35 protein-coding genes are annotated in these 23846 nt (G+C 34.3%); 16 read left to right on the forward strand and 19 right to left on the reverse strand.

Features of this window, described 5'->3' with window-relative positions; genetic code table 11:
- Position 1 precedes the first annotated feature (1 nt).
- Genes hisC through serS form a run of 11 tightly spaced genes read left to right on the forward strand, consistent with a single transcriptional unit; the run spans position 2 to position 8250 of the window.
- Positions 2-1132 (forward strand): histidinol-phosphate transaminase, encoded by a 1131-nt coding sequence (hisC, locus tag YN1551_RS06285; RefSeq protein ID WP_012711534.1) that lies wholly within the window; start codon positions 2-4, stop codon positions 1130-1132.
- Entirely contained in the window at positions 1110-1970 is an 861-nt protein-coding gene (hisG, locus tag YN1551_RS06290) for an ATP phosphoribosyltransferase (RefSeq protein WP_012711533.1), read from the forward strand. Before hisC ends, hisG begins: the two co-directional genes overlap by 23 nt.
- On the forward strand, positions 1971-2669 hold the full coding sequence (hisA, locus tag YN1551_RS06295) for a 1-(5-phosphoribosyl)-5-((5-phosphoribosylamino)methylideneamino)imidazole-4-carboxamide isomerase (protein ID WP_012711532.1): 699 nt from the start codon (positions 1971-1973) through the stop codon (positions 2667-2669). It begins immediately after the preceding gene.
- Positions 2662-3243, forward strand: coding sequence for an imidazoleglycerol-phosphate dehydratase (gene hisBd / locus YN1551_RS06300; protein WP_012713809.1), 582 nt, complete (start codon positions 2662-2664; stop codon positions 3241-3243). The genes hisA and hisBd overlap by 8 nt, the downstream gene beginning before the upstream one ends.
- Complete coding sequence (gene hisF / locus YN1551_RS06305) at positions 3240-3995, forward strand: imidazole glycerol phosphate synthase subunit HisF (protein ID WP_012717402.1); 756 nt, start codon at positions 3240-3242, stop codon at positions 3993-3995. Before hisBd ends, hisF begins: the two co-directional genes overlap by 4 nt.
- Complete coding sequence (gene hisD, locus YN1551_RS06310) at positions 3992-5188, forward strand: histidinol dehydrogenase (RefSeq protein ID WP_012717403.1); 1197 nt, start codon at positions 3992-3994, stop codon at positions 5186-5188. The genes hisF and hisD overlap by 4 nt, the downstream gene beginning before the upstream one ends.
- Positions 5181-5465 (forward strand): phosphoribosyl-ATP diphosphatase, encoded by a 285-nt coding sequence (hisE, locus tag YN1551_RS06315; protein ID WP_012711528.1) that lies wholly within the window; start codon positions 5181-5183, stop codon positions 5463-5465. The genes hisD and hisE overlap by 8 nt, the downstream gene beginning before the upstream one ends.
- The gene (gene hisH / locus YN1551_RS06320) at positions 5462-6061 is read left to right on the forward strand and encodes an imidazole glycerol phosphate synthase subunit HisH (protein ID WP_012711527.1); all 600 of its coding nucleotides are present in this window, start codon (positions 5462-5464) and stop codon (positions 6059-6061) included. Before hisE ends, hisH begins: the two co-directional genes overlap by 4 nt.
- Before the next feature lie 2 nt (positions 6062-6063).
- The gene (gene hisI, locus YN1551_RS06325) at positions 6064-6426 is read left to right on the forward strand and encodes a phosphoribosyl-AMP cyclohydrolase (RefSeq protein WP_012711526.1); all 363 of its coding nucleotides are present in this window, start codon (positions 6064-6066) and stop codon (positions 6424-6426) included.
- 26 nt (positions 6427-6452) lie between these two features.
- A complete protein-coding gene (locus YN1551_RS06330) occupies positions 6453-6851 on the forward strand; it encodes a metal-sulfur cluster assembly factor (protein WP_012711525.1) in 399 nt (132 codons plus the stop codon).
- A gap of 25 nt (positions 6852-6876) precedes the next feature.
- Entirely contained in the window at positions 6877-8250 is a 1374-nt protein-coding gene (serS, locus tag YN1551_RS06335) for a serine--tRNA ligase (protein ID WP_012713805.1), read from the forward strand.
- On the opposite strand, the gene YN1551_RS06340 is transcribed toward serS, so the two are convergent.
- The 12 genes from YN1551_RS06340 to pyrB are packed head-to-tail and all read right to left on the reverse strand — an operon-like array spanning position 8251 to position 16196.
- Entirely contained in the window at positions 8251-9771 is a 1521-nt protein-coding gene (locus YN1551_RS06340; protein ID WP_012716212.1) for a B12-binding domain-containing radical SAM protein, read from the reverse strand.
- 41 nt (positions 9772-9812) lie between these two features.
- Positions 9813-10052, reverse strand: a complete 240-nt coding sequence (locus tag YN1551_RS06345) for a hypothetical protein (RefSeq protein ID WP_012717404.1) — start codon at positions 10050-10052, stop codon at positions 9813-9815.
- Positions 10053-10100: 48 nt separating this feature from the next.
- Entirely contained in the window at positions 10101-10451 is a 351-nt protein-coding gene (locus YN1551_RS06350) for an RPA12/RPB9/RPC11 RNA polymerase family protein (RefSeq protein ID WP_012711521.1), read from the reverse strand.
- On the reverse strand, positions 10451-10936 hold the full coding sequence (locus tag YN1551_RS06355; RefSeq protein WP_012711520.1) for an Lrp/AsnC family transcriptional regulator: 486 nt from the start codon (positions 10934-10936) through the stop codon (positions 10451-10453). The genes YN1551_RS06350 and YN1551_RS06355 overlap by 1 nt, the downstream gene beginning before the upstream one ends.
- A gap of 42 nt (positions 10937-10978) precedes the next feature.
- On the reverse strand, positions 10979-11587 hold the full coding sequence (locus YN1551_RS06360; RefSeq protein ID WP_012711519.1) for a MarC family protein: 609 nt from the start codon (positions 11585-11587) through the stop codon (positions 10979-10981).
- Positions 11584-11895 (reverse strand): hypothetical protein, encoded by a 312-nt coding sequence (locus YN1551_RS06365; RefSeq protein WP_012711518.1) that lies wholly within the window; start codon positions 11893-11895, stop codon positions 11584-11586. Before YN1551_RS06365 ends, YN1551_RS06360 begins: the two co-directional genes overlap by 4 nt.
- On the reverse strand, positions 11882-12190 hold the full coding sequence (locus YN1551_RS06370; RefSeq protein WP_012713803.1) for a hypothetical protein: 309 nt from the start codon (positions 12188-12190) through the stop codon (positions 11882-11884). Before YN1551_RS06370 ends, YN1551_RS06365 begins: the two co-directional genes overlap by 14 nt.
- A 1-nt stretch (position 12191) precedes the next feature.
- Positions 12192-13064: a dihydroorotate dehydrogenase PyrD gene (gene pyrD, locus YN1551_RS06375; protein ID WP_012717405.1), complete on the reverse strand. Its 873-nt coding sequence runs from the start codon at positions 13062-13064 to the stop codon at positions 12192-12194.
- Positions 13061-14230: a dihydroorotase gene (pyrC, locus tag YN1551_RS06380; RefSeq protein WP_012717406.1), complete on the reverse strand. Its 1170-nt coding sequence runs from the start codon at positions 14228-14230 to the stop codon at positions 13061-13063. The genes pyrD and pyrC overlap by 4 nt, the downstream gene beginning before the upstream one ends.
- Positions 14214-14816, reverse strand: a complete 603-nt coding sequence (locus tag YN1551_RS06385; RefSeq protein ID WP_012717407.1) for a hypothetical protein — start codon at positions 14814-14816, stop codon at positions 14214-14216. The genes pyrC and YN1551_RS06385 overlap by 17 nt, the downstream gene beginning before the upstream one ends.
- Positions 14813-15292 (reverse strand): aspartate carbamoyltransferase regulatory subunit, encoded by a 480-nt coding sequence (gene pyrI / locus YN1551_RS06390; protein ID WP_012711513.1) that lies wholly within the window; start codon positions 15290-15292, stop codon positions 14813-14815. The genes YN1551_RS06385 and pyrI overlap by 4 nt, the downstream gene beginning before the upstream one ends.
- Positions 15285-16196, reverse strand: a complete 912-nt coding sequence (pyrB, locus tag YN1551_RS06395; RefSeq protein ID WP_012713800.1) for an aspartate carbamoyltransferase — start codon at positions 16194-16196, stop codon at positions 15285-15287. Before pyrB ends, pyrI begins: the two co-directional genes overlap by 8 nt.
- A 63-nt stretch (positions 16197-16259) precedes the next feature.
- Here pyrB and pyrE point away from each other — a divergent pair, with 63 nt between their 5' ends.
- The 3 genes from pyrE to YN1551_RS06410 all read left to right on the forward strand — a co-directional run bounded on the left by pyrE (position 16260) and on the right by YN1551_RS06410 (position 18136).
- Positions 16260-16847 (forward strand): orotate phosphoribosyltransferase, encoded by a 588-nt coding sequence (pyrE, locus tag YN1551_RS06400; protein WP_012711511.1) that lies wholly within the window; start codon positions 16260-16262, stop codon positions 16845-16847.
- Positions 16834-17502, forward strand: a complete 669-nt coding sequence (locus tag YN1551_RS06405) for an orotidine 5'-phosphate decarboxylase / HUMPS family protein (RefSeq protein ID WP_012711510.1) — start codon at positions 16834-16836, stop codon at positions 17500-17502. The genes pyrE and YN1551_RS06405 overlap by 14 nt, the downstream gene beginning before the upstream one ends.
- A 226-nt stretch (positions 17503-17728) precedes the next feature.
- The gene (locus YN1551_RS06410; RefSeq protein ID WP_187146807.1) at positions 17729-18136 is read left to right on the forward strand and encodes a hypothetical protein; all 408 of its coding nucleotides are present in this window, start codon (positions 17729-17731) and stop codon (positions 18134-18136) included.
- Here YN1551_RS06410 and YN1551_RS06415 read toward each other — a convergent pair.
- The 4 genes from YN1551_RS06415 to YN1551_RS06430 all read right to left on the reverse strand — a co-directional run bounded on the left by YN1551_RS06415 (position 18120) and on the right by YN1551_RS06430 (position 20482).
- Positions 18120-19130 (reverse strand): phosphate uptake regulator PhoU, encoded by a 1011-nt coding sequence (locus YN1551_RS06415; RefSeq protein WP_012717408.1) that lies wholly within the window; start codon positions 19128-19130, stop codon positions 18120-18122. The genes YN1551_RS06410 and YN1551_RS06415 overlap by 17 nt on opposite strands.
- Positions 19131-19147: 17 nt before the next feature.
- Entirely contained in the window at positions 19148-19654 is a 507-nt protein-coding gene (cdvB3, locus tag YN1551_RS06420) for a cell division protein CdvB3 (RefSeq protein WP_012713798.1), read from the reverse strand.
- Between the two features lie 39 nt (positions 19655-19693).
- Positions 19694-20014, reverse strand: coding sequence for a winged helix-turn-helix domain-containing protein (locus YN1551_RS06425; RefSeq protein WP_012713797.1), 321 nt, complete (start codon positions 20012-20014; stop codon positions 19694-19696).
- Between the two features lie 75 nt (positions 20015-20089).
- A complete protein-coding gene (locus tag YN1551_RS06430; protein WP_012711506.1) occupies positions 20090-20482 on the reverse strand; it encodes a hypothetical protein in 393 nt (130 codons plus the stop codon).
- A gap of 35 nt (positions 20483-20517) precedes the next feature.
- On the opposite strand from YN1551_RS06430, the gene YN1551_RS06435 reads away from it, so the two are divergent.
- Positions 20518-21147, forward strand: coding sequence for a tRNA(Phe) 7-((3-amino-3-carboxypropyl)-4-demethylwyosine(37)-N(4))-methyltransferase (locus YN1551_RS06435; RefSeq protein WP_048051909.1), 630 nt, complete (start codon positions 20518-20520; stop codon positions 21145-21147).
- Here the strand turns inward: YN1551_RS06435 and YN1551_RS06440 are convergent.
- The 3 genes from YN1551_RS06440 to metG are packed head-to-tail and all read right to left on the reverse strand — an operon-like array spanning position 21085 to position 23040.
- Positions 21085-21711, reverse strand: coding sequence for a 7-carboxy-7-deazaguanine synthase QueE (locus YN1551_RS06440; RefSeq protein WP_012711504.1), 627 nt, complete (start codon positions 21709-21711; stop codon positions 21085-21087). The two genes, YN1551_RS06435 and YN1551_RS06440, sit on opposite strands and share 63 nt — an antisense overlap.
- Positions 21692-22690: an NOG1 family protein gene (locus tag YN1551_RS06445; RefSeq protein WP_012717409.1), complete on the reverse strand. Its 999-nt coding sequence runs from the start codon at positions 22688-22690 to the stop codon at positions 21692-21694. Before YN1551_RS06445 ends, YN1551_RS06440 begins: the two co-directional genes overlap by 20 nt.
- Positions 22684-23040 carry a methionine--tRNA ligase subunit beta gene (gene metG / locus YN1551_RS06450; protein WP_012711502.1) on the reverse strand — a complete coding sequence of 119 codons (357 nt, stop codon included), beginning with the start codon at positions 23038-23040 and terminating at the stop codon, positions 22684-22686. Before metG ends, YN1551_RS06445 begins: the two co-directional genes overlap by 7 nt.
- Before the next feature lie 97 nt (positions 23041-23137).
- Between metG and purC the strand changes: the two genes are divergently transcribed.
- On the forward strand, positions 23138-23839 hold the full coding sequence (purC, locus tag YN1551_RS06455) for a phosphoribosylaminoimidazolesuccinocarboxamide synthase (RefSeq protein ID WP_012711501.1): 702 nt from the start codon (positions 23138-23140) through the stop codon (positions 23837-23839).
- Positions 23840-23846 lie beyond the last annotated feature (7 nt).

Here is a 23846-nt window from a genome sequence, read left to right on the forward strand (position 1 = left end):
GATGAGACTTTCATTAAAGCTTATTTATTTATTTTACTTTGCTTATCTAGGGTTTTATATTGCACCAACCAAGTTAGTTAGAAATAAGATAAAATCTTGGCTATTAAATGCAAGTGAGTATGATTTTACAGACATAAAAGAAGGAATAAGATTACATCTTAATGAATCTCCATTTGAACCTCCACAATTTATTGTAGATGCAGTAAAGATGTACTTAAGTAAGGGAAATAGATATCAGCATCCAGAGCTCTTAGAGAGATATAGGGAATTAGCTGCTGAATATTCAAGGGTGGAACCAGAAAACATTTATCCCTCTGTGGGTGCAGATGGGTCAATTAGAGCAATATTTTACAATCTTATAGAACCTGGTGATACAATAGTAACAAATTATCCGTCTTACAGTATGTATTCAGTCTACTCATCAGTAAGAGGAACTAAGGTGATTAAGGTAAATCTTAAAGAAGATAATGAATGGTGGAGAGAAAACATTGATGATCTGTTAGCTCAAGCAGAAAAAGCTGAGTTAGTAATAATTGATGATCCTAATAATCCCACGGGTTCTCCAATGCTTAATGGGAAAAGAGAACTAATAGGCCAATTAGCGGAGAAGGCGAAAGGTTTTGTTGTAATTGATGAAGCCTATTACGAATTTGGAGGATATACAGTTTCTCCTTACATTTACGATTATCCTAACGTTTTAGTAGTTAGGACTCTGAGTAAGGCATTTTCATTAGCTTCCTATAGATTAGGCTATACGATTGCCAATGAGGAAATAGTGAAGACTCTCTTGAAGTCATCAACACCTTTTGATATACCTTTACCTTCACTTATTGCGGGAATAACGGCATTAGAAAACTCGTCATATATAAAGGATGTTATAGACACAGTTAGTAGGAATAGGGAAATATTATATCAAGGACTCAAGAATCTAAATCTGAAAGTTTATAAATCAATAACCAATTTCCTTTTGATAAAAGATAATAGGAACTTACAAGAAATGCTTATGAGACACGGTATTGCAATAAGAAAGTTATATGACAACTTTTATAGAATAACAGTAGGAACTGAAGAGCAATGCAGAATGGTTATAGATAAACTTGGTGAGGAACTTGAAAATAGCAATTCCAAATAAAGGAAGGCTCCAACAACCTACATTACAATTTTTACAATCGGTAGGCATAAAACCATTAGCAAGTGATGATAGAGCACTGATAGTGCCGACAAGTTGGGAGGGAGTTCAGTTAGTCATGATCAGAACTGAGGACATACCTAATATTGTGGAAACTGGTGCTACAGAATTAGGAATTACTGGTCACGATTATGTTATAGAAAGTAGTGCAGATGTTGAGGAGTTAATCAAACTGGACTTTGGAAGATCAAAAATAGTTCTAGCAGTACCTCAAACCTGGAGCGAAAATTCTGTAGAAGAATTGAAAGTAAGGGAATTTAGAGTAGCTACCAAATACTACAATATAGCAAAAGAATACGTAAGAAAAAAAGAACTAAACGCTAAAGTAGTAAAGATAAGTGGAGCTGCTGAAGTAATGCCATCACTAGGTGCTGCTGATGCAATAATTGACGTTATGAGCACTGGTACTACACTAAAACTGCATGGGTTAAAAGCAATAGATATTATTATGGACTCCTATGCTGTAGTTATAGGAAATAGGAACTGGATAAAAAACGATGAGGCTGATAGAATTAATTTACTTCTTACAATGATGAAAGGAGCAATCGCGGCTAAGGGTAAGAAAATGATATTCATGAATGTACCTGATAATAGGTTAGATGGAGTAATAAACTCATTACCTGCAATGTTAGCACCAGCAATAACCAGGCTAAGTAGGTCTGATATTTGGGAAGTGATTACGGTAGCAGATGAGGATATATTACCAGAGGTTATAGCCAAAGTAAAAGCCGCTGGAGCTAGGGATATCGTTGTGATTGACATAGAGAAAGTGGTGAAGTAATTGAGTAACATAATTCCGAGTATTGATATAAGCCTTGGAAAAGCAGTAAAAAGAATTAGAGGAGTTAAGGGAACGGGTCTAATTTTAGGCAATCCAATAGAACTAGCAAGCAAACTCTATAATGAAGGGTACACAAGAATACACGTAGTTGATTTGGATGCTGCGGAAGGAGTTGGCAATAATGAGATGTACATTAAGGAAATTTCCAAAATAGGATTTGATTGGATTCAAGTAGGTGGGGGTATAAGGGATATTGAAAAAGCTAAAAGATTAGTTTCGCTAGATGTTAACGCGTTAATCTTCTCCACAATAGTATTCACTAATTTTAACTTGTTTCATGATATTGTAAGGGAAATTGGAAGCAATAGAGTAATGGTGTCAATAGATTATGATAATACAAAGAGAGTTCTAATAAGGGGATGGAAAGAAAAATCAATGGAAGTTATAGATGGTATCAAGAAAGTAAATGAACTTGAATTATTAGGAATAATACTAACCTATATCAGTAATGAGGGCACAACGAAAGGAATAGATTACAACGTGAAGGATTATGCAAGACTGATACGGGGATTAAAAGAATACGCTGGGGGCGTTTCAAGTGACGCAGATATTGAGTACTTAAAAAACGTTGGGTTTGACTATATAATAGTTGGAATGGCTTTTTACCTAAACAAAATAAGGGGGATTAACGTTGGCTAGAAATGCTAATATTACAAGGGAAACAAAGGAGACTAAAATAGAGGTATTCTTAGATATAGATAGAAAAGGCGAAATTAAGGTATCCACTCCAGTTCCATTCTTTAACCATATGCTTATAACATTACTAACTTACATGAACTCTACTGCAACAGTATCTGCTACTGATAAGTTACCCTATGATGATCATCATATTATAGAAGATGTTGCAATAACGCTTGGATTAGCGATAAAGGAGGCATTAGGCGATAAGAGAGGTATAAAAAGATTCTCTCACCAAATTATACCAATGGATGAAGCGCTAGTTTTAGTTTCACTAGATATATCAAATAGGGGAATGGCTTTCGTAAGCCTTAATTTGAAGAGAAGTGAAATTGGTGGATTAGCTACGGAAAATATTCCACATTTCTTCCAATCCTTCGCTTACAATAGTGGAGTTACCTTACATATTTCTCAATTAAGTGGATATAATACACATCATATCATTGAGGCTAGTTTTAAGGCCTTAGGATTAGCACTATACGAGGCAACGAGAATAGTTGACAATGAAATAAGAAGCACGAAGGGGGTCATATGACGACGAAGAGAATAATAGCTTGTCTGGATGTAAAGGGCGCTAACGTAGTTAAAGGAGTAAATTTCCTTAATCTTCAATTTAAAGGAGATCCAGTCAGTCTAGCCAGTCTATATGAGGAGGAAGGTGCTGATGAGATAGTCTTCTTAGATATAACTGCAACCATAGAAGCCAGAAGAGCATTATATAGTGTAATCAAGGATACTGCGAGTGTATTGTCTATTCCCCTAACAGTTGGTGGTGGTATTAGAACGCTTGATGACGTGTCAATGGCGTTAAGTTCGGGAGCGGATAAGGTTAGTATAAATACTGCCGCAGTTGAAAATAGCCAAATAGTGAAAAAATCCGCGGAAGAGTTTGGTTCACAAGCAGTAGTAGTAGCCATAGACGCCAAGAAGATAAATGGAAATTGGATAGTCTTCATAAAATCCGGAACTTACAATACTGGACTTGATGCTATAAAGTGGGCTAAAAAAGTGGAAGAACTTGGTGCGGGTGAAATACTGCTTACTAGTATTGACAGAGATGGTACTAGACTTGGCTATGACTTAGAATTAACTAAGAAAATAGTAGATTCTGTTAACATACTTGTGATAGCTAGTGGAGGGGCTGGTAAAATGGAGCATTTTTACGATGTTTTTTCCCTCGCAAAAGCCGACGCAGCGTTAGCTGCTGGCATATTCCATGATGGGATAATTAAAATAAAAGACTTGAAGTCGTATTTAAGCCAGAAAGGCATTGAGGTGAGAATATGATTTCCTATAGTTTACCAAATGAGAGACCTAACGATTTTAGCAGAGTGATTCCAGTAGTTAGAGATATTATTGAATCTGTTAAGGCTAGGGGAGATAACGCGTTATATCAGCTAACTGAAAAATTGGATAAGGTGAAGATAAATAACATCAAGGTAAGTGAAGAAGAATTAAAAACGCAAGCTTCTAAGTTAGATCCTAAAGTTAAGCAAGCTATAGATGTGGCTTATGAGCAATTAAAAGCATTTCACGAAATGCTAGTTCCTCCAAATATTGGAGGGGGTTATCAAGGAATATCATTTGGAGTAGTTTGGAGAAGTATAGAAAAGATTGGAATATATGTTCCTTCCGGTAAATATTCCTATCCATCAACCTTACTAATGGCTGGAATACCAGCAAAAGTAGCTAAGGTAAAGGAAATTTACGTAGCCTCTCCTCCTAATCAAGAAGGATCAGTAAATCCGGCTTTAGCTTATGTTGCAATTAAGCTAGGAGTAAATGACGTTTATAAGGTAGGTGGTGCACAAGCAATAGCTGCTTTAGCTTATGGTACTGAGAGTGTAAGGAAAGTTTACAAGATTGTAGGACCGGGTAATGTTTATGTCCAAGCTGCGAAGTTCCTAGTGAGTAACGTTGTCGGAATTGATGGAATTGAAGGACCAACTGAATTAGTAATAATAGCAGATGAGACTGCAAAGGCTGAACATGTTGTATTAGATATGAAGGCACAGGCTGAACATGGCCCTGATACGTATATAGTACTCTTATCTAATGATGACGAACTTCTAAAGAAGGTTGAAGAGAAAATAATGGATGATAAAAAAATATATTACATAATAAAAACTAAAAATATAGATGAGGCTATAGAAATTGCAAATAAAATTGCCCCAGAGCATCTATCCTTATATGTTAAAGACGCATATACCTTAATGGATAAAATAGTAAATGCAGGAGCAATAAGCCTAGGAAACACACCTCCAGCAATAATAGATTATGTAGCTGGTCCTAATCATATTTTACCTACTAATGGCTGGGCTAGAATTAGAGGAGGCGTTACTGTTTACGATTTTATAAAGCCAACAATGTACGCTAATGTCCGTGATATAAATAAACAATTACTTGAAGCATCTATTTCTTTAGCAAACTATGAAGGATTCGTAATTCATGGTAAAAGTATAGGTGTCCGATATGAGTAATGAAATAGTAGATAAATTGTACAAAGTTATACTCGATAGGATAGAAAAGAGGCCAACTGGTAGTTATACTGCTGAAATTGTAAATAAGGGAAAGGCCTACGTAGCGAGGAAAGTTGGTGAGGAATCTGTAGAAACAATAGTAGCATCTTTAGCGGAGAATAAGGAGAGATTTATAAGTGAAGTTGCAGATTTAATTTATCATTTATTAGTGTTAATGGCATTAGAAGGCGTAACACCAGACGATATTTATAGAGAGTTAGAGAGGAGGAGAAAATGAAAGCGTTAGTAATTAATTACGGAGTAGGGAATTTATATAGTATCTCGTCAGCTCTAAAAAGAGTAGGATTCGAAGTAATAATTGATAATAAACCAAGGAAAGATTACGATCTAATTGTATTTCCTGGTGTTGGAGCATTTTCAGCTGTAGCCGAATTTATCTCACAATATAAGGACCTATTCAATGATCTAAGAAGGAGTGGGACTAGCTTTTTAGGAGTTTGTCTAGGTATGCAGATAATGTTTGAAAAGGGAACTGAGGGAAAAGAGAGTAATGGATTGGGATGGTTCAAGGGTATAGTAGATAAGATAAATGCTAATGTGAAACTTCCTCACATAGGTTGGGATTTAGTATTTGAAGTAAAAGATTCTTGTGGATTAACTTATGGATTAGATAAGAAATATGTCTACTATGTTCATAGCTATATAGCATATCCTACTAGTGAAGATTATGTTTACATGAAAAGTCAGTATGGAATAGAATATCCTGCATTAGTGTGTGAAAAGAATGTTGTAGGAACGCAGTTTCACCCAGAGAAGAGTTCAAGTACTGGTAAAATATTTCTAGAGAATCTTAAGGGGTGGATTAAACGTTAAAATTGAATGAAGAGGAAGCGCAGAAGATTACATCATTATTGAACTTTAGACATGAGGAAAATACAATAATTGCCGTAATTCAAGACTATAAAAGTAAGGAAATACTAATGGTGGGAAATATGAATAAGGAAGCGTTGTTCAAGACATTAACCACTGGCTATCTTCATTTTTGGTCTCTAAGTAAAAAGAAATTATGGTTAAAGGGGGAAACTAGTGGAAATTTTCAAATTATCGAAGAATTTAAAGTGGATTGTGATGCAGATGCTGTACTTTTTAAAGTAAGATCATTAGGACCTATTTGTCATACTGGTAGCTATACTTGTTTTTACAGAAGTTATGATGAGCTAATTAATAGTAAGAGTTAAAATTTACTTTAACAGAGTTAAAGAATATGAGTTCACAACAGCAAAAAGTAGACAGGGAAGAATGGAAGAAAAAAATAATGGAGGCATTAAAAGACGTTTATGATCCAGAAATTCCAGTTGATATAGTAAATTTAGGACTTATTTATGATCTGAAAATAAATGATGAGGGTGATGTTTACCTTAAATTAGGATTAACAGCACCTGGATGTCCAGTTATTGATGATTTAGTATATACTGTAGAGCAAGTAATAAAGGAAAGTGTACCAGCTAAGAGTGTAGAAGTTGACATAGATTTAGATACACAATGGACTCCATTAAAAATGACAGCTGAGGGTAGAGAGAAGTTTAAACAATTATATGGTTACGATATAGTTGAGATGTGGGTACAGACTTATGGATTACCAGCTGATGAACAGAAGTCATAAAATTGCTTAATAACTATGTTATTCAATGTCCTGGAGTATCCTAGAGTTTTTGCGAAAAAATCCGGAGGAACTAAAAAATAATTTGAAAAGACGGGCTATAGATGTTTCTTTAGTAGACAAAGCTGTCGAACTAGATAAAAAGTGGAGACAAGTTTTGCAAGAAGTTGAAAGATTAAGGCATCAACACAATGTTTTAAGCTCTCAGATTCCTAAGCTCTCTGGAGAAGAAAGAAAGAAGAAAATTGAGGAAAGCAAAAATTTATTGAAAATCTTAGAGGATAAAGAAAAGGAATTGGAGAAAATAGAGGTTGAAAGAGATAGATTACTATCTTCTCTACCAAACCTTGTAGCTGATGATGTCCCAAATGGTCCAGACGATAGCTATAATATTCCTATCAAGTTTTGGGGAAAGTTTAAAGTGTATGAGGGAGATGTTGAAGAATTTCTGAGGCAAACTAAAGATGCTAATGTAAACTATGAAATAATTAAATGGAAACCTAAAGGGCATGCAGAAATGCTAGAGGACGTATTGCATTTAGGGAACACACTCAAAGCTGCTGAAATAGCGGGGTCTAGATTTTACTATTTATTTAATGATATAGTTTGGCTAGATTTCGCGTTGTTACTTTTCGCGATAGATTATATCACTCAACAAGGGTACACTTTAGTTCTTCCTCCTTATATGCTAAGGGGAGAAGTTATACAATCAGTTATCGACCTAGATACATTTAAGGATGCAATATACAAGATAGAAAACGAGGATTTATATCTAATTGCAACTGCAGAACATTCAATAGCCGCCATGTTCTTTAAAGAGGAAATTGAGAAAGATAAATTACCCCTAAAATTTGCTGGAATCAGTCCCGCTTTTAGAAAAGAGGCTGGTGCTGCAAACAAGGATTTAAAGGGAATTTTCAGAGTTCATCAATTTCACAAGGTTGAGCAATTCATATTTTCAACCCCAGAAGATAGTTGGAAGTACCATGCTGAACTAATAACAAATGCGGAGAGTATATTTCAACAACTTGAATTACCATATAGAATTGTAAATATAGCATCAGGTGATTTAGGTGCATGCGCTGCAAAGAAATTTGACTTAGAAGTATGGATGCCAGCTCAAGCCAAATTTAGAGAAATGGTAAGTTGTAGTAATTGTACAGATTGGCAAGCTTTCAGAATGAAGATAAGATATGTGGATAGGAAGAATAATAAGAGAGGTTATGTGCATACGTTAAATAGTACTGCAATCGCTAGTACAAGAACCATAACGGCTATTTTAGAGAATTATCAAAGAGAAGATGGAGTAGTCGAGGTACCAAAGGTATTAAGAAAATATCTTGAAATATTTCCGAAAGCTCCTAAAGATTACATATATCCATTAAAAAATAAGATAATTTAATTATGCTTTTAGTTGGCTCTCTAACCATTTTTCTACTTCTCTCATTTTCTTCTTTGCGAATCTTAGGAATAGCTTCAATGCGAATCTTATTGGCATATATACTGGCCCTTTCATATAGAAGGAATTTATTATATCCTCAGCCCAATATACGTCATGCCAGAATACCTTTCTGTATAGCTCTATATGTGCCTCACTTAACTTTACTCTAGTAAACCAATCTCTATTTTTGAAAAAGCCCATAGGCACGAAGAACATAGGAACTAATATACTTCTATATGGTCTTAAATTGTCTACTAATTCTATCGTTTTGTAAACGTCATCTTCAGTCTCTTCTGGCAAACCTACTATCATAGTACCTGCTGGAATTATCTTGTTCTCATGCATTATCTTAAACGCCTCTTCTACTATCTCTGGATATTCTTCAGGCTTATATGGTGCGGATTTCGCTGGCATTATCTCTTTGGCTAATCTAACTGAACCAGTTTCTATTCCTACCTCAACACCTAGATACCTTTGCTCATCATCAAATATTATCTCACCTAGTTTACTAATTAAACCATACTTCTCTTCAGAGTATCTTATTGCCGCTAGACTTGCATGACTCCACGCTATTGTCTTATAATATTTCTTAACTAGTGTATGGAGTTTTATTAATGGTTCTGGCCTAGGATATATTCCTACCGCACCATAAAATAGCACGTCATCGCTATGCACAACCCCGTGTCTCACTCCTGCTCTAACATTTGTTTGTAATTCCTTTTCAATTTTTTCTAATGGATAATACCTAGTAGGTCTTATAGTAACTGAGCAGAATCTGCAAGATCTAGCACATCCCCTCATTATCTCAATCATACCATTAACGCTTGCCCCCTTAATCTCTGAAATATCGTCTATATCCGGTACATCATCACCACTAACGTAAACGTATTTTGGTAAGGGTTCATTATCTAATATCATTTGTGCCAATTTGACTATAATTTTTTCTCCTTCACCATCTACCAACGTATCTACGCTAACTTTCTCTATCATATCTTCTCTCCATAACCATTGCCATGTTGAAGGACCACCTACTAATATCTTCATTCCTCTCTTCTTGGCCTCTTGGATTTCCGGTTTGTTTATTAAAGCTTGGAAGCTCTTGTAATTTATTGGTTCCTTTTTAGTTATACCCCACCATGTTGAAGATGGTGGACCGAAAGCGAAGTAATCATGATGTGAAAACATTAAGGCCTTAGCGTATTTTAAATGCCTATCTAGATGATCTGGATCTATTATTGCTGCCTTAAATCCTTCATCTATTAGTTTAGCCTCAACTTTCCTCATTCCATATGGGGCTTGCTCTGGTCTTCCTAAATCATCAACTTTCATTTTAGGGCAAGCTAGCCATTTCCAGACAGATTCGGGTACTCCTACAGCAGGACCAGTACCTAAAAATCCTAAGAATTCCTTTCCGTGATGGTTAGTCATTAAACATCTATCTGTTGTTAATATGAAATCAAATGTCTGCTCCAAAAAATTCACCTACTTACTTTCTCTCCTCTAATCGTATATAAAAACCCTTTTTATAAAAGTTGTACTACTTTTCTAAAATTCTTCTTAAAATCTTCTGTTACATTGTTTCTATCTAAGTCTTTTGCATCATCAGTTTTGGGTGTCCATTTTTCTCCATTGGGTAAGCTAATCCCTTTTACTGATGTGAAAATATATATTGATTCTCCTTTCTCATTTTTTGCTTCTTCTATAAGAATTTCATTACTACCAATCTTGGCTTTATACTTAGCCGTTACTCCAGTTACCTTCATACCTTAAAAACTACTACATATAATTATAAAAGATTTCCTACTATTACGCTAATCTTCTCTACCCTCTTCCTCTTCATTTCCCTCGAATTCCTCTCTTAGTAATTCTAACCCTATTTCCTTATAGTACTCTTCCCTCTCATGCTCTAGCTCTTCACTTAAGTTTCTTCCCTCTTTATCGCTGACTATCGACGTTGTTAATACCTTACTACTCTTATCCTTACTTTCCTTTACACTGTATTCTTTCTTCTCTTTTTCACTTAACGTCATCTCATATCCACACTTACTGCACTTTAGGATCTCTTTCCCATCTTTCTTTGATGGAACCATTAATCCTCCGCACTTAGGACAGAACTTCATAAGTGAAAATAAAGCGATGGAATAGTATAAAAACTTTTGCATTAAAATATTCGTATTCTTGGATCCTCTTTGACAACATTTAAAACTATACTTGTATACGTTCTTTCAATCTTAGGATTTTTAAGCAGCTGTTTTAAGAAACTATCTAGCTCCTCAACGCTTCTAAATTTAGCTATTATTACAACATCATACTCTCCTACTACATCATAAACAGCTATAACATTATCAGCGTTTGCTATCTCTTTTTCGAATTCGACTAGGTGTTTTCCATCCACTTTAGCCATAATTATACCAGTTAGAGCAAAACCCAATTTAGAATAGTCTAGTAAAGCTACGAAGCTCTTTATCATTCCTTCTTGTACCATTCTGGTCATCCTATTATGGAGCGTAGCTGGAGATACGTTCATCTCTTCCGCAAGTCTTCTTAAACTTGTTCTGGCATCCCTAGTGAGTTCTATTAATAACCTCCTATCTATTGCATCCAAATCTACCGTACGTTTTTTACTATCTGACATGCTAATAAACATATAGAGATCGTGTTAAAAAATTTTCATCTTAAACAGAATTCTTCATATCAACTTTATTTGTGATATACCATCTATTATAAGCTGAACGCCAAATGCTGCTATTATAATTGCCATAAATCTACCTACTGCTACTGTGCCTGTATTACCTAGTACTCTAATTATGATAGGACCTAATAGTAAAGATAGATAAACCAGTAGTGCAGCCAGTAAACTACCGAGAATTAAAATTATTAAATTATTACTGACCGATAAGGTGATTAATCCAGTCATTGTACCTGGACCTACGATAAGAGGCGTAGCAATAGGCGTGATTATGGCTTCCTCTATCTTGCTTGATAAGAACTTCAACTGCTGGAATCCTCCAAGAGTATCCACACCTAAGTAAACTAGTATTATACCTCCACCTATCTCTAAAGCAGAAACACTTATGCCTAAAAAAGCTAAAAGTGGTCCACCAAGTATGGAGAAAAATAAAAGCAATACAGCAACTGCTATGGATAATTTGTTTACCAAAAATCCCCAACTTATCTTATTTTGAGAATTGCGATTGAATTCTTCATACAACGCAATGAGATAAGGAAGTATTGATAGGGGATCCATAATTGCATATAGTTTAAAGGCTATTTCTGGGATTGAAACTAATTCGCTCATTCTAGCAAATTAAGAACTTCTTTAAGATTTTTAATCTTCTCATCATTATCGTTCGTAGTTAATACTATTAGTAGCTTACCGAGAACAAGATATATTTTAGAAATTTCCCTTTTACAGTCATCATTTGACCTATTCAATTCCTCTACCTTGCTCTGGAGGCTCTGAACATTTAGATATATTTCGCCAAGCAGTTCCTCAATACTATGTTCGTGCTCATGTTCGTGATGGTGAGATTCTTCTATTTCTCTTTGTATTTCCTCTATATCTTGTTCATTTTTAGGAATTTTATCAATCCTAAATTTGCTCATTCTTGTTTTCCTCCTCTTCTACTTGTGTGTCAACATTGGCTACATTGCTCATATCGCTTTCCGTTATAATATAGTTTCCTACACCTAACCTAATATAATGCTTAAGAACTGTAGAGATCTTACCAGCAGCCCTTAATGGTATACACTCAGTCTCTACTTCCTCTTTGGTATCAGTAACCCCTACTACTTTAGCCATCTTCTTTTCTTCATCACAATACTCTACTTTTACCTCTTTTAATCTCCCTAGGAATACTAACGTTTCTAAATCTCGTCCTTTCATTACCGGCCTAACCATTTTATCTTCTCACTGAAATACCTATAATATCTTCAAATTTTAAACCCTTTTCAAATAAATAGGATTGCAAACCTTTCCGAATTTCCTCAATAATGCTAAATCCTTTCTCAATTAATACAGTACCTAAACCTACTAGTTTAGCACCAACCGCTAACATTCCAATAACGTCAGTCCAATCGTATACACCGCCAACTCCTATAATGTCAACTCCATACTCTTCATAAACGTCTCTTATTATCCTAAGAGCAACAGGGTAAAGGCACCTACCAGAAACTCCACCCGTACCGTAGTAGAGAATTGGCTTAAAAGTCTCTATATCAACAATTAATCCCCTTATAGTATTTATAAGAGTAAATCCATCCGCACCTTTTTCTAAAGCCCTTCCCGCAAGTTCAACAACGTTATCCCAAGGACCTAATTTAACAAATACCGGTAATCTGGTCACACTTTTGACGTTTTCGACTATATCCCCAATTAACGTAGATAATGATTCTCCATAACCTTTTCTGTTAGGACTACTCACGTTTATTTCTATTATCTTCGCCTTACTCTCAATAACTTTTACCACTTCTTTTATTTCATTTATGGAAGCACCACCAACGCTTACTATAAGGGGACATGAAACGTTTATTTCATTTATGGCTTTTGCACCTGGATTTCCTAAACCTATGGCGTTCATATAGATACCATCGTGAAGTTTTATGACTGTAGGAGGTTTATGAGGTCCTAAGGGATTAAGTGTCACTGTTTTCGTGGTAATTGCAGATGGCTTATATCTCTCACAAACTGTCGTTACATAATTTGGAACATCTGGTATAATTCCTGAAGCTATCGTTAAAGGATCGTTAAATGTAATATCTTTTATCTTAATCATTTATCTTCACCAAATGGATTTATTCCCTTCACTGGAAATACCTCTCCCTCTAAATTACTCGCCTTTCCTTGAACGATAGTCATGTAAACTGAAGCCTTTAGCGGAAATCCGTCTAGAGGAGTTTCAATAACCTTAGAGTATTTAGTCGAATATCTCCAATCGTTAAATTGTATTATGGTAAAATTTGCATAATTGTTTTCTTTAATCTCACCATAAGGAATATTCAATATTCTAGCTGGATTTGTAGAAATGAGTTCTACCGCTCTGTCAATACTAATTATACCTTTACTGACTAACGTTAAGATAAAAGGAACTGTAAACGAGACAGCAGCTATACCGGGTGGACATACCTCGTAAGGTTGCAGTTTTTCGAAACTTGCATGAGGAGCGTGATCACTTACAATTGTATCTACTTCACTTATAGCTTGTAATAACCAAAGCCTTTCATTTATATCTCTTATTGGTGGATTAGCCTTGGTTAAGCAATCCTTCTCACCATTAACTAATAGATGATGAGGTGTTATATCTACAGTAAAACCTAACTCTTTAGCAAATCTTACAGTACGTATATTAGTCGCATGAGTTATATGAACATTTTGATAGTCCTTTACATAATATAATGCTCCTATCTCGTACCATATGTTCAACCTTAGTTTTCTATTACTCTTTAATGCTAACGGAACTTCCGGGTGAAGAATTTTCAGTTTTCTAGACTTTAAAACCTCAAATGTCTCTTCCTTCTCTAGATCTTCGGGAAATATCTTGTAACCAGCTATAGGCAATTTATCAACTTTCTCAAGATCCTTAGTAACGCCAGAATAAACGAAGTAATCAACTCTAGAGTAATATTCAAACTCTTTTAACTTAGTAGTTATCGTCTCCACCGTGTTTACAAATGGTATAGTATTTGGCATATCTCCTATTAATGTAACCCCACCGTAAGAAGCTTCACTAGTCCCTGATACTACATCTTCTTTATATGACAATTTTAATCCTCTTATGTGAGTATGAAGATCTATTGCCCCAGGTAGTATTAATGTACCTTGTGGTAAATCAATATCTGGTTTACAAATCGATTTGATTTCCTTTATTCGTCTATCAAAATTTATACAAACTTCCTTAATCTCCTTATTTAAGTACGCTTTTCCCTTAATCCACAAGATCATCAAGCCTCATGAAAGGACCATCTATACAAGTTAATTTACCTTTTACTTCACATACTCCGCAAACTCCTAGATTACAATTCATCTTAACCCATCTATTGAAGACTAAGGTTTTCTTTCTAGGTACTTTTAATCCATATAAGAGTTGTAACGGCGCTGAAACTAAAATAAGATCAACATCCTCAATACTTCTAGGTTCATCATAATTTAATTTACAGTCTATACACTTTGCAAAGGTCTCTATCTTATTCTGATAAGCAATCTTTAAAGGATATAACAAGTCGTGGTAAAGTTTACCATATGCAATACCAACAATAGTTCTTACATTAGTAAAGTCTAGGGGTTTACCCAAAGGACCCTTTAAGATTACTCTTTTGCCTATTTCGTTAGCTAACTTTTCTGACTCAACATAAAGTTTAAGTTTGTTATTACCTTCATCATAGTCTCCAACACCTAATGGTATTTCAGCCTTACTAGGCAGTATTAGACTCACGTATTGGCCTGCTTTTGGTTTAACGTTAAAGTTGGCTATTTTTATTTCGTACACATTATCTATAATTTTCTTTTCAATAACTTCATAATATATCATAATATCTGCCTTATGACATCTTCTTCTGTAATATATATCTCACAATATTCACACTTTAGCTTAAGAGGTTTAATTGAAATTGTTGTAAATCTACTTTCAGCCTCAACGTCATTATTTGTTATACACTGTGGATTAGGACATTTTATTAATCCTCTAATCTGCTTTGGAACCTCTAAATGCCTTTTCTCTGTCACTACGTAATCTCTTATAATATTTATGGTAGCAGATGGAGCTATTAGTGTTATTAGGCTAGCTTCTTTCTCGTCAATCACCCTATCCTCAATTTTCACTATATCTTTCCTTCCTATTTTTTTACTTTCTACATTCATAACTAACGCTACTCTATAGCCTTCACTTCCTCTTATCCCTAGAATTCTCAATACTGCCAATGCTCTACCAGCTGGAATATGATCAATTACTGTACCTTTCCTTATTTTACTTACGATTAATTCATCCCTTTTTGAAGAGCTAATCATCTTTCCTTTCACCCAAAACCTCATAAAATAAAGCCATTCTAACTGGAACGGCTAATGATGCTTGATAGAAGTATTTAGCGTTTGTAGTTTTATCGACTTTCCTATCTATTTCGGTAACCCTAGGTAATGGATGCAATATAATTCCATCTTTCTTCATCATATTAACTAACTTGAGATCAACCACATAACTCTCCTTAACTTTCTCGTATTCTACTTCATCAACAAATCTTTCTTTTTGAATTCGAGTCACATATAACACGTCGATATCTTGTATCACGTCATAGGGATTTTCAGTTTCTATAACTGGATAGTTTAATCCATCTAAAATCTCTCTTCTTACCTTTAACTGAGAAGGAGAAATTAGAAATACCTTCTTTGGTTTGAATCTAGTTAATGCTCTTAGCAAACTGTTTACGGTCCTTGCGTATTTCAGATCCCCTAATAATCCGAAAGTTCTCCCATCTATTTCGCCAAACACCTTATAAATAGTATATAAATCTATGAGTGCTTGTGTGGGATGCTCGTGCTTTCCATCTCCGGCATTGATTATAGGTATATCACTTATCTCACTAGCAAATAACGCTGCTCCATCAAACTTATGTCTCATTACAATACAATTTGAGTAATTGTTCAACATCCTAATGGTATCAGCTAGATTTTCACCCTTAGCTATCGAAGTAGATTCTTCTGAGGCAAATCCTATTACATCAGCACCCAATTTTATTGCTGCGGTATGAAAGCTTTGAGCAGTTCTAGTACTTGGCTCAAAGAAAGCTAATGAAACTACTTTCCCTGATAGATAATTTAGTTTTTTCACATTAGAGAACTTGTCTGCAAGTTCGAATATTCGAAAATAGTCATCTCTGGTCAGGTCTAGGGAAGAAACTACGTGTCTTAATCTCACAAAGCCCTTATAACTGGTTATGATAGAAGTATATTTAAATTCTTTTTCACAGACTCTCTACGTATGAGTTTCGCAGAAGTATTACTCGAAAGGAAATTATTATTAATAGGAAGTTTCGTTTTAACGTCAGGTAAGGTTAGCCCGTATTACTTAGATTTAAGACCTTTACCAAATTATCCAGAATTTTACGATATAGTTAATCAAGCTATAAAGAAGGTAAAAGATATACCCCATGATATAATAGTAGGAATAGCTACCGGAGGAGTTCCCTTATCGTCTTTCATGGCTTGTAACCTTAGAGAGCCTATGGGATATATTAGGATAGAAAAGAAAGGCCATGGAACCAATCGTACATTAGAACTCGATGTAAAAGGAAAGAGAGTATTATTAGTAGACGATGTTGCAACTACTGGAGTATCCATAGAGAAAGCAACATTGGAGATTCTTAATGGTGGGGGTAAAGTTTCAGACGCATTAGTAATCATAGATAGACAAGAAGGGGCTTCACAAAGATTGGAAAAATTAGGAGTCAAATTACACTCTTTATTTAAAATTTCAGAAATTCTAGATGAATTATTGAAGAGTGATAAGCTTAAAGATAATGAAAAGAAATCAATTCTAGATTATTTGGTGAAGAATGTTGAAAAGTAGAGTAATATTAGCAATGGATAAACCTCTCTCATATCAGATTCTTAAAGAAATGGAAAATGAGTTATATGGGATAAAAATTGGTTTACCGTTGGTATTAGATCTAGGAGTACATAAAACTAGAGAGCTCCTAAATGATTTAAACGTTGAGGAAATTATCGTTGATTTTAAGCTTGCAGATATCGGATTCATAATGAAAAGCGTAGTTGAAAAATTGTCTTTCGCCAGCTCGTTCATAGCACATTCTTTTATAGGCGTTAAAGGATCTCTAGATGAATTAAAAAAATATCTTGATGCAAACTCCAAAAATCTATACCTAGTTGCAGTAATGTCACATGAAGGATGGAGTACGTTATTCACAGACTATATTAAGAACGTTATAAGAGAGATAAGCCCTAAAGGAATAGTGGTTGGGGGGACTAAATTGGATTCCATAACGGAGTATAGGAAAGACTTCGGAAAAATGACTATAATCTCTCCGGGTATGGGTAGCCAAGGTGGAAGTTATGGCGATGCAGTATGTGCTGGAGCAAATTATGAAATCATTGGAAGAAGTATCTATAATGCAGAGAATCCATTTGCAGCATTAAGAACTATAAATAAGATTATTGAGGATAAGGTGATGAATTGTAAAGGAGCAATTTTTAGGGAAAAATGAAGTTAGCGAAAAAATAGCCGATCTTTATAAACTAACAATAATAGGGGAAAATCTTCACGAGGAGTATAGTATAGTTCCAACAACAGATTTAACTTATATTTATATAGATAGAGACTACGAAATTGATATCAACGATGACTTAGTCAAAAAGGGCAAAAGCGTCTATGAATATTTTGCAATTTATGATGAAATATTAAGGATTTATATGGATTTCTTACGAAACCTCATGTTAAACTATGCAAGTAGAACTATCAATTCAGATGTGGAATTTACGAACATAGTACTTAGTGATGGATCATATATAATACTCGAGGGAGACGAGAGAAAAGTTTCTATACCATTTCCAAAGGGTATAGCTACTACACATACCCATCCGGGAATTTGCTTGTTTTCTCATAAGGATTTGGAAACAGCTGATCATTTATTTAGCATTGGTTATGCAGTAGTTTCAGTTATGAATACCAGATGCATTTCCTCTTTATATAGACGTGGTGTATATACATTAGATGATAAGCTAGTTTTAAAAAATTTAGTTAATAAGGTAAAAAAAGCAAAAAATTTAGAGGAATTGATGAATATATATAGAAACCTAACTTTTCCTAATTACTTAAAATTCGTTACCTATTCGATTTAGCTAACATATCTATTGTAGCCTCTGCTATATCAGCTAAATATCTTGCAACCCTCCTTAGAGATTCAACTACCATTGAAGTTGAAGTTATAATTTTTGGATTATCATTGCTTTTAATTGCTATTTCTTGTAATTCTCTTAATTTTTCAAATATTTCAGTATTTGAAATTAAATTATGTGCAACGTCTTTCTTTTCATTTAAAAACGCATTTATGGCCGACTTATAGCTTTCCAAAATCATAAGACCTAAATTAACTAGATCTTCTTTATTACTAAACTTACTTACATCCTCTGCTAGACTTGCTATTCTGTTTGCATGATCACCTACTCTTTCAATTGTTTTAGCTACTGAATATATATCGACAGTTTGTGTAAGATTATAGCCCTCAGAATCCAAGACGTTTATTGCTTTTACTGAAATGGTTAATTGCCTTGCAATATAGAAGAAAAACCTGTCTACCTCATCATCTCTTCCCGAGATTTCTTTAGCCAGCTCGATATCAGACTTACTTATGGCCTCTAAGGAATCTCTAAGCATATTGTATGATATTGTAAATGCTCTAGATATTGCCCTTTTAATTGATAACTCTTTTTCATCGACAAGAAATTGGATAGAAATCGTACTAACATCTTCTTCTATTACCTCAGCCCCTAATAATCTTTTCCTTACTATGTCCTTAATATAAGCCCTTGTAGAGCTAGACATCCTAGGGCATGTTATTGATACAGAAGAGAATCCAGCTATGTAATACGCTATAAATTCCCTAACGATGGCATCTGGAGAAACATTATCACAATGTATAATCTTCTTGATTTCTTTCTGATCTGTGGTATTCGCAGATTTGGGGACTATAAATAACTTCATATCAGTATCTTGATAAATCTCAACTTCGTCGCCAGCAGATAATGATAACGCTTTTATCCATTCCTTTGGTAAAGAGACTATATAGGTGGATCCTCCAGTTAACTGAATTTTCCTTGTTATTGATTTGCTCAACTTAAATCTATATAGATCTATGTATTAACTTGATAATAAGCTTCACTTTTTCTTTTTTCTACTATTTTCTCTGCATTCGCTAATACATTTCTTGCCTCTTCTTTTACATTAATCTTTATCTCTTTAGGTAGATCAACATTAACATAGAAATTACTATATATATCATCAAGTAATACTGAGATATCGGGCGTTAAATTAAAACTGTCTTTAAGCAACTTTATTGCTTCTACTACTGATGCAGCGCTAGTAACTATATTGCCTATATAGATAATAGTCTCAATTTTTATCTCAAGTATTTCTAAAACCACCTCTAGTGTCAGTAAATGGTCCATCACGTTCTCGAGAAGCTCAGACTCTCTAGCAACCATTTTCGATAAATGAGGAAATGAAGAAACATTTCTCATAAAGACATAATTATAAGTGCCTAACTTATTCTGCATTCTATTAATTATGCTTTGCACCTTATTTCTTGCAATTCTTACGTCTATTAGCAGCTCAGCTAAACTCTTTCCTCTCTTTTTCACGGAAATAGATATTAACTAGAAAGGTTTAAAAGGCAAAAGTTAAGTTAGCTTATTAGCTTTTTGTCCAAACTCCCTTTCTAATTCGTCTAAAACGTCCTTATACGTCTTATAAAAGGTTGTAAGTTTATATGGCAAACCATATCCATCAGCCTCCTTATATACTATATTGTTTTCCATTAGAACTTCTAAGTGATGTATAACAGTTTTATAATCAAGTTTCAACGTTGAGGCTATTTGGTTAGGATTTAGGGGCTTCTCTTCTAATGTTCTTACTATTTTCAGCCTAGTTATACCTCCCCTTGAAGTGAAAAAAAGGAACTTGAAAAACTTTTTAACTTGCTTTCGTTCCTTTTCACTCATTATACATTTAGAGATATAATTATAACTTGTTAAAATGTTTCATCACTATATGTACAAACAGAATCCTATAGTTTGTCAGCTGGATGGGCTTCTTTTCTCTGATGCAGATTTAACCCTAGACAATACATATTTCAAATCCAAATCGTTAATCAACTTAACGCACTCATCATTAATTGCAAGATATTCCAATTCTGTATATGCACGATATTTGGCATATATATCCCTTAATGTAAATTTCATGTCCAGATAATCTCTAATGAAATCTAAGTGCCCACATTTGACAATGATTTGTAATAATCCCAAATCTACTAATCTCCTCCTTCTATTTTTACCAATAATTATCACTCTTATTCCTATACTTATCTCATCAACATTTTTGAATTCTTCCGCATTTATCTCATTCTCATTTATTTCTATAATAGGTTCTTCACTTAGCAAATACCTCAGTATCACATCACTGAGTGTCACAAACTTTTATTGAACACAATAGATTAATTAAGTATATGCTAACATGGGAGGAGCTTAGAGAAAAGGCGCTCAGTAAGATATACCATGACAAAGAAATAGGTTACTTAGATCCAGATATTCTAGATTTTCTATTAGCTTTCTATAGAAATAGAAATGATGTATATACACAAAGTAGCTGTAGCGGAAGAATAACCATTGTCGATGCTGAAATGCCTTGGGATAGAAAAAATTCAACTATTGTGTTTAAAAACCATTTGAGAATTACGGAACAAGATCTAGAGGGAGTTCTAAGGAAGGATCAAGTTAAAAGATTATGGTTAATAGTACAAGGGCCAATTATACACATTTACGTTAAAAACATTGAAACAGCTTGGGAAATCTTAAAAGTTGCTAGAGAAGCTGGATTCAAACATAGTGGGATTTTAGCTACAAATCAAAAGGGAGTCTTGGTAGAACTAAGAACCGGAATAAGAATGGTTCATCTCTTAAGAGAGACTAATACGGAAATGGTTGATAAGGAGAAAATAAAAACATTAGTAAATGTAAGTAACGAAGTGTTAGCAAGAGGGAAACAAAAGATGAATCTATTGAAAGACTTACTATCATCTAACTCCAATAATTCTATGGAGCTGGGGAAGGACTCTAAACTGAAGACCCCTATCTAACACAATTTGCACTATTTCATTTATTGCATTTATATAATCACTTCTATTCCCATCAGGTTGTAGGATAACTTTACGTGGGTTAATATTCTGAGATTCAACGAATTTAATGACCTCATCTATATCCTTGTTTGGATAAACTATAACAAACTTATAGTATGTAGCCCAATCGTCTGAGAAGTCGTATTTTAGTTTATGCCCAGAATTACTAAGCTTAGGAGAAACTGAAAATACATCAATAATCTTCCTTAATTCCTCTGAAGGCTTTATTGTACCGTTTGTTTCAATCACAATCTTATGCCCAATACTCTTAAGTTCCTTAGCAAGTGGCACTACGTTTTGGAGTAAAGGCTCTCCCCCAGTTATAGTGGTAGTTCTAATTTTCTTATCTATTTTTGCAATAATCTCATCTATGGTCATCTCAGTGCCAATTTCCCACGAGTACTTTGTATCACACCATACACATCTTAAATTGCACGTGGCGAGTCTAATGAAATTTGAAGGAGTCCCGATGACCTCCCCTTCACCTTGAACAGAGGTAAAGATTTCAATTACGCGATACTTCATTTGTACCACTACTCTTTATCAAGCTAAAAAGCTCTTCTTTTAACTTGTCTAAACCTATTCCCTTTTCAGCACTTATTTCATACCATTTACTTCCTTCTTTAGAAAGAAAATCTACAATCTTCTTATAATATTCATCGTCTTTCTCATCAATTTTATTGATAACAGGGATTATAACCTTTTTTAATAATTTTACTTCTCTAAATAATTCTATTTGACTTTCAACAGAAAGAATTGAGGAGATCGAGGAGTCAAACATGAATATGATTATACCGTTTAAATTTCTTATCGCATTAGTAGCCTTTCTCTCTATATTATTTCTCTCAATTTCTGGCCTATCTAAAATGCCTGGCGTATCTATAATCTGGATACGAAAATCATCTAAAATAACGTGGCCTACGTGAACTTCTTTTGTAGTAAAGGGATAACTGGCAATTTCTGGTTTAGCTGTGGAGATTTTTGAAACCAAAGTAGACTTGCCTACATTTGGAGGACCTGCAACTACAATAGTTGGCAATATAGGATCTATACCTTGAATTTTCTTTAACTCTTTGGCTACATCTATTACTTTATCTATGCATTCACTAGATTTTCTTAGTATGGAACTTACTCTTCCAAAAGCTTGCCGCATTATTCGATTAGCTTCATTTTCAGGGCTTTTCCTTATCTGGTTGATGTATTCTTTCAATATCTTCATAGATATTGCACTTGCTTTCTTAGTGACTGATAAACAAATTCTCAGTTTATCAATGTCAGTTACAATTCTAGTTGCCTCTAAATAAAAAGGATGTAATTCATCAATTCTAGGGAATTGCACTACAAAGTCATGGTATTTCTTAATTCTTTCATAATATTCTTTTAACCTTCTTATCTCCCTATCTCTAACTGTGGTACCACCTATCTTTGGCAGCCTTTTTAGCATAGTATCGATAGTGTAACTAGCCTTTGGTGGGATCTGTAACTTTTCAAATGGATTTAACATATCTTAGTTCCTGGAGGGACTTCTCCATCTACAGTTATTATCCTAGGTTTTATTCCTTTCGCTTCGTCCTCCTTACATCCGGCAGCTAATAACATACCTTGGCTCTCAAAACCTCTAATCACTCTAGGCTTTAAATTGACTATAATTATTATCCTCTTGTTTAATAACTCATCTGGAGTGTAATATTCTCCTAAGCCAGCAATTATTTGCCTTTGTTCTGAACCCAGGTCAACCATGAGTTTTAGGAGTCTTGTTCCTTCAATTCTTTCAGCTTGTCTTACAATTCCTACCCTAAGGTCTAATTTTGCAAAATCGTCTATTGTAATTTGACTGCTCATGAGCTTAAGCATAATTGAAGAATTATAAGGATTTTGATTTACATAATAAAGTAAAAGTTTATACTCGTTGTAAGCTAACTTTTTATATCGGCTATGTAAAATAGTCGTAATGGAAGTTAACAAGATTTCTGAGGGAAAGACCAAGATAGTTTATGATTTTGATAAAGATCATGTATTACTCAGGTTTAAAGACGATATAACCGCTGGTGATGGTCAAAAAAGGGATGTAATGGAGGGTAAGGGCGTTTTAAACGCTCAAACATCAGCATTCTTCTTTAGATTATTGGAAAGAAATGGTATAGAAACACATTACGTAGGGATGAAAGATGAAAGAACAATGATAGTAAAGAAATTAAAGATGATACCAGTAGAAGTTGTACTAAGAAACATCGCAACGGGCAGCATAGTCAAGCGATTACCAATAAAAGAGGGCGAGGTTTTCGAACCGCCAATAGTAGAATTTTTCTTAAAGGACGACTTGCGTCATGATCCTTTACTTAACTATTACCACATGGAACATCTTAAATTAATGAGTAGAAAGGAGGCTCAGTATATAGAAGACATAATGATGAAGACAAATGATGTATTATTCAATTTTATTAAAAATAAAGGCTTAATATTATATGACTTTAAGTTAGAATTTGGCCGTTTAGGCGATAAATTAGTGATAGGAGATGAAATATCACTAGATAGTATGAGGATTAGGGATCCTAATTCAAGAATATACGATAAGGATTTATATAGAAAAGGTTACGATTTGAAAACAGTAAAAGCCTCATATGAAGAATTTCTAAAAAGAATTGCCTCATGAGGTTCCC

Origin of the sequence: Sulfolobus islandicus Y.N.15.51, assembly GCF_000022485.1 — an archaeon.
Lineage (GTDB): Archaea > Thermoproteota > Thermoprotei_A > Sulfolobales > Sulfolobaceae > Saccharolobus > Saccharolobus islandicus.

Excerpts from the sequence above, each read along its gene's own strand:
- pyrI (WP_012711513.1), bottom strand. The coding sequence starts at position 15,292 with ATGATTAGCTCTTCAAAAAGGGATGAATTAATCGTAAGTAAAATAAGG.
- hisF (WP_012717402.1), top strand. The coding sequence starts at position 3,240 with ATGACGACGAAGAGAATAATAGCTTGTCTGGATGTAAAGGGCGCTAAC.
- YN1551_RS06440 (WP_012711504.1), bottom strand. The coding sequence starts at position 21,711 with ATGAAGTATCGCGTAATTGAAATCTTTACCTCTGTTCAAGGTGAAGGG.
- YN1551_RS06365 (WP_012711518.1), bottom strand. The coding sequence starts at position 11,895 with ATGAGCAAATTTAGGATTGATAAAATTCCTAAAAATGAACAAGATATA.
- YN1551_RS06405 (WP_012711510.1), top strand. The coding sequence starts at position 16,834 with ATGTTGAAAAGTAGAGTAATATTAGCAATGGATAAACCTCTCTCATAT.
- pyrD (WP_012717405.1), bottom strand. The coding sequence starts at position 13,064 with ATGATTAAGATAAAAGATATTACATTTAACGATCCTTTAACGATAGCT.
- hisC (WP_012711534.1), top strand. The coding sequence starts at position 2 with ATGAGACTTTCATTAAAGCTTATTTATTTATTTTACTTTGCTTATCTA.
- pyrC (WP_012717406.1), bottom strand. The coding sequence starts at position 14,230 with ATGATCTTGTGGATTAAGGGAAAAGCGTACTTAAATAAGGAGATTAAG.
- YN1551_RS06350 (WP_012711521.1), bottom strand. The coding sequence starts at position 10,451 with ATGCAAAAGTTTTTATACTATTCCATCGCTTTATTTTCACTTATGAAG.
- hisE (WP_012711528.1), top strand. The coding sequence starts at position 5,181 with ATGAGTAATGAAATAGTAGATAAATTGTACAAAGTTATACTCGATAGG.
- YN1551_RS06445 (WP_012717409.1), bottom strand. The coding sequence starts at position 22,690 with ATGTTAAATCCATTTGAAAAGTTACAGATCCCACCAAAGGCTAGTTAC.
- YN1551_RS06360 (WP_012711519.1), bottom strand. The coding sequence starts at position 11,587 with ATGAGCGAATTAGTTTCAATCCCAGAAATAGCCTTTAAACTATATGCA.
- YN1551_RS06355 (WP_012711520.1), bottom strand. The coding sequence starts at position 10,936 with ATGTTTATTAGCATGTCAGATAGTAAAAAACGTACGGTAGATTTGGAT.
- pyrE (WP_012711511.1), top strand. The coding sequence starts at position 16,260 with ATGAGTTTCGCAGAAGTATTACTCGAAAGGAAATTATTATTAATAGGA.
- metG (WP_012711502.1), bottom strand. The coding sequence starts at position 23,040 with ATGCTTAAGCTCATGAGCAGTCAAATTACAATAGACGATTTTGCAAAA.
- serS (WP_012713805.1), top strand. The coding sequence starts at position 6,877 with ATGTCCTGGAGTATCCTAGAGTTTTTGCGAAAAAATCCGGAGGAACTA.
- YN1551_RS06410 (WP_187146807.1), top strand. The coding sequence starts at position 17,729 with ATGTTAAACTATGCAAGTAGAACTATCAATTCAGATGTGGAATTTACG.
- YN1551_RS06425 (WP_012713797.1), bottom strand. The coding sequence starts at position 20,014 with ATGAGTGAAAAGGAACGAAAGCAAGTTAAAAAGTTTTTCAAGTTCCTT.
- YN1551_RS06435 (WP_048051909.1), top strand. The coding sequence starts at position 20,518 with ATGCTAACATGGGAGGAGCTTAGAGAAAAGGCGCTCAGTAAGATATAC.
- YN1551_RS06330 (WP_012711525.1), top strand. The coding sequence starts at position 6,453 with ATGAGTTCACAACAGCAAAAAGTAGACAGGGAAGAATGGAAGAAAAAA.
- hisH (WP_012711527.1), top strand. The coding sequence starts at position 5,462 with ATGAAAGCGTTAGTAATTAATTACGGAGTAGGGAATTTATATAGTATC.
- YN1551_RS06385 (WP_012717407.1), bottom strand. The coding sequence starts at position 14,816 with ATGATATATTATGAAGTTATTGAAAAGAAAATTATAGATAATGTGTAC.
- purC (WP_012711501.1), top strand. The coding sequence starts at position 23,138 with ATGGAAGTTAACAAGATTTCTGAGGGAAAGACCAAGATAGTTTATGAT.
- YN1551_RS06370 (WP_012713803.1), bottom strand. The coding sequence starts at position 12,190 with ATGGTTAGGCCGGTAATGAAAGGACGAGATTTAGAAACGTTAGTATTC.
- YN1551_RS06345 (WP_012717404.1), bottom strand. The coding sequence starts at position 10,052 with ATGAAGGTAACTGGAGTAACGGCTAAGTATAAAGCCAAGATTGGTAGT.
- hisD (WP_012717403.1), top strand. The coding sequence starts at position 3,992 with ATGATTTCCTATAGTTTACCAAATGAGAGACCTAACGATTTTAGCAGA.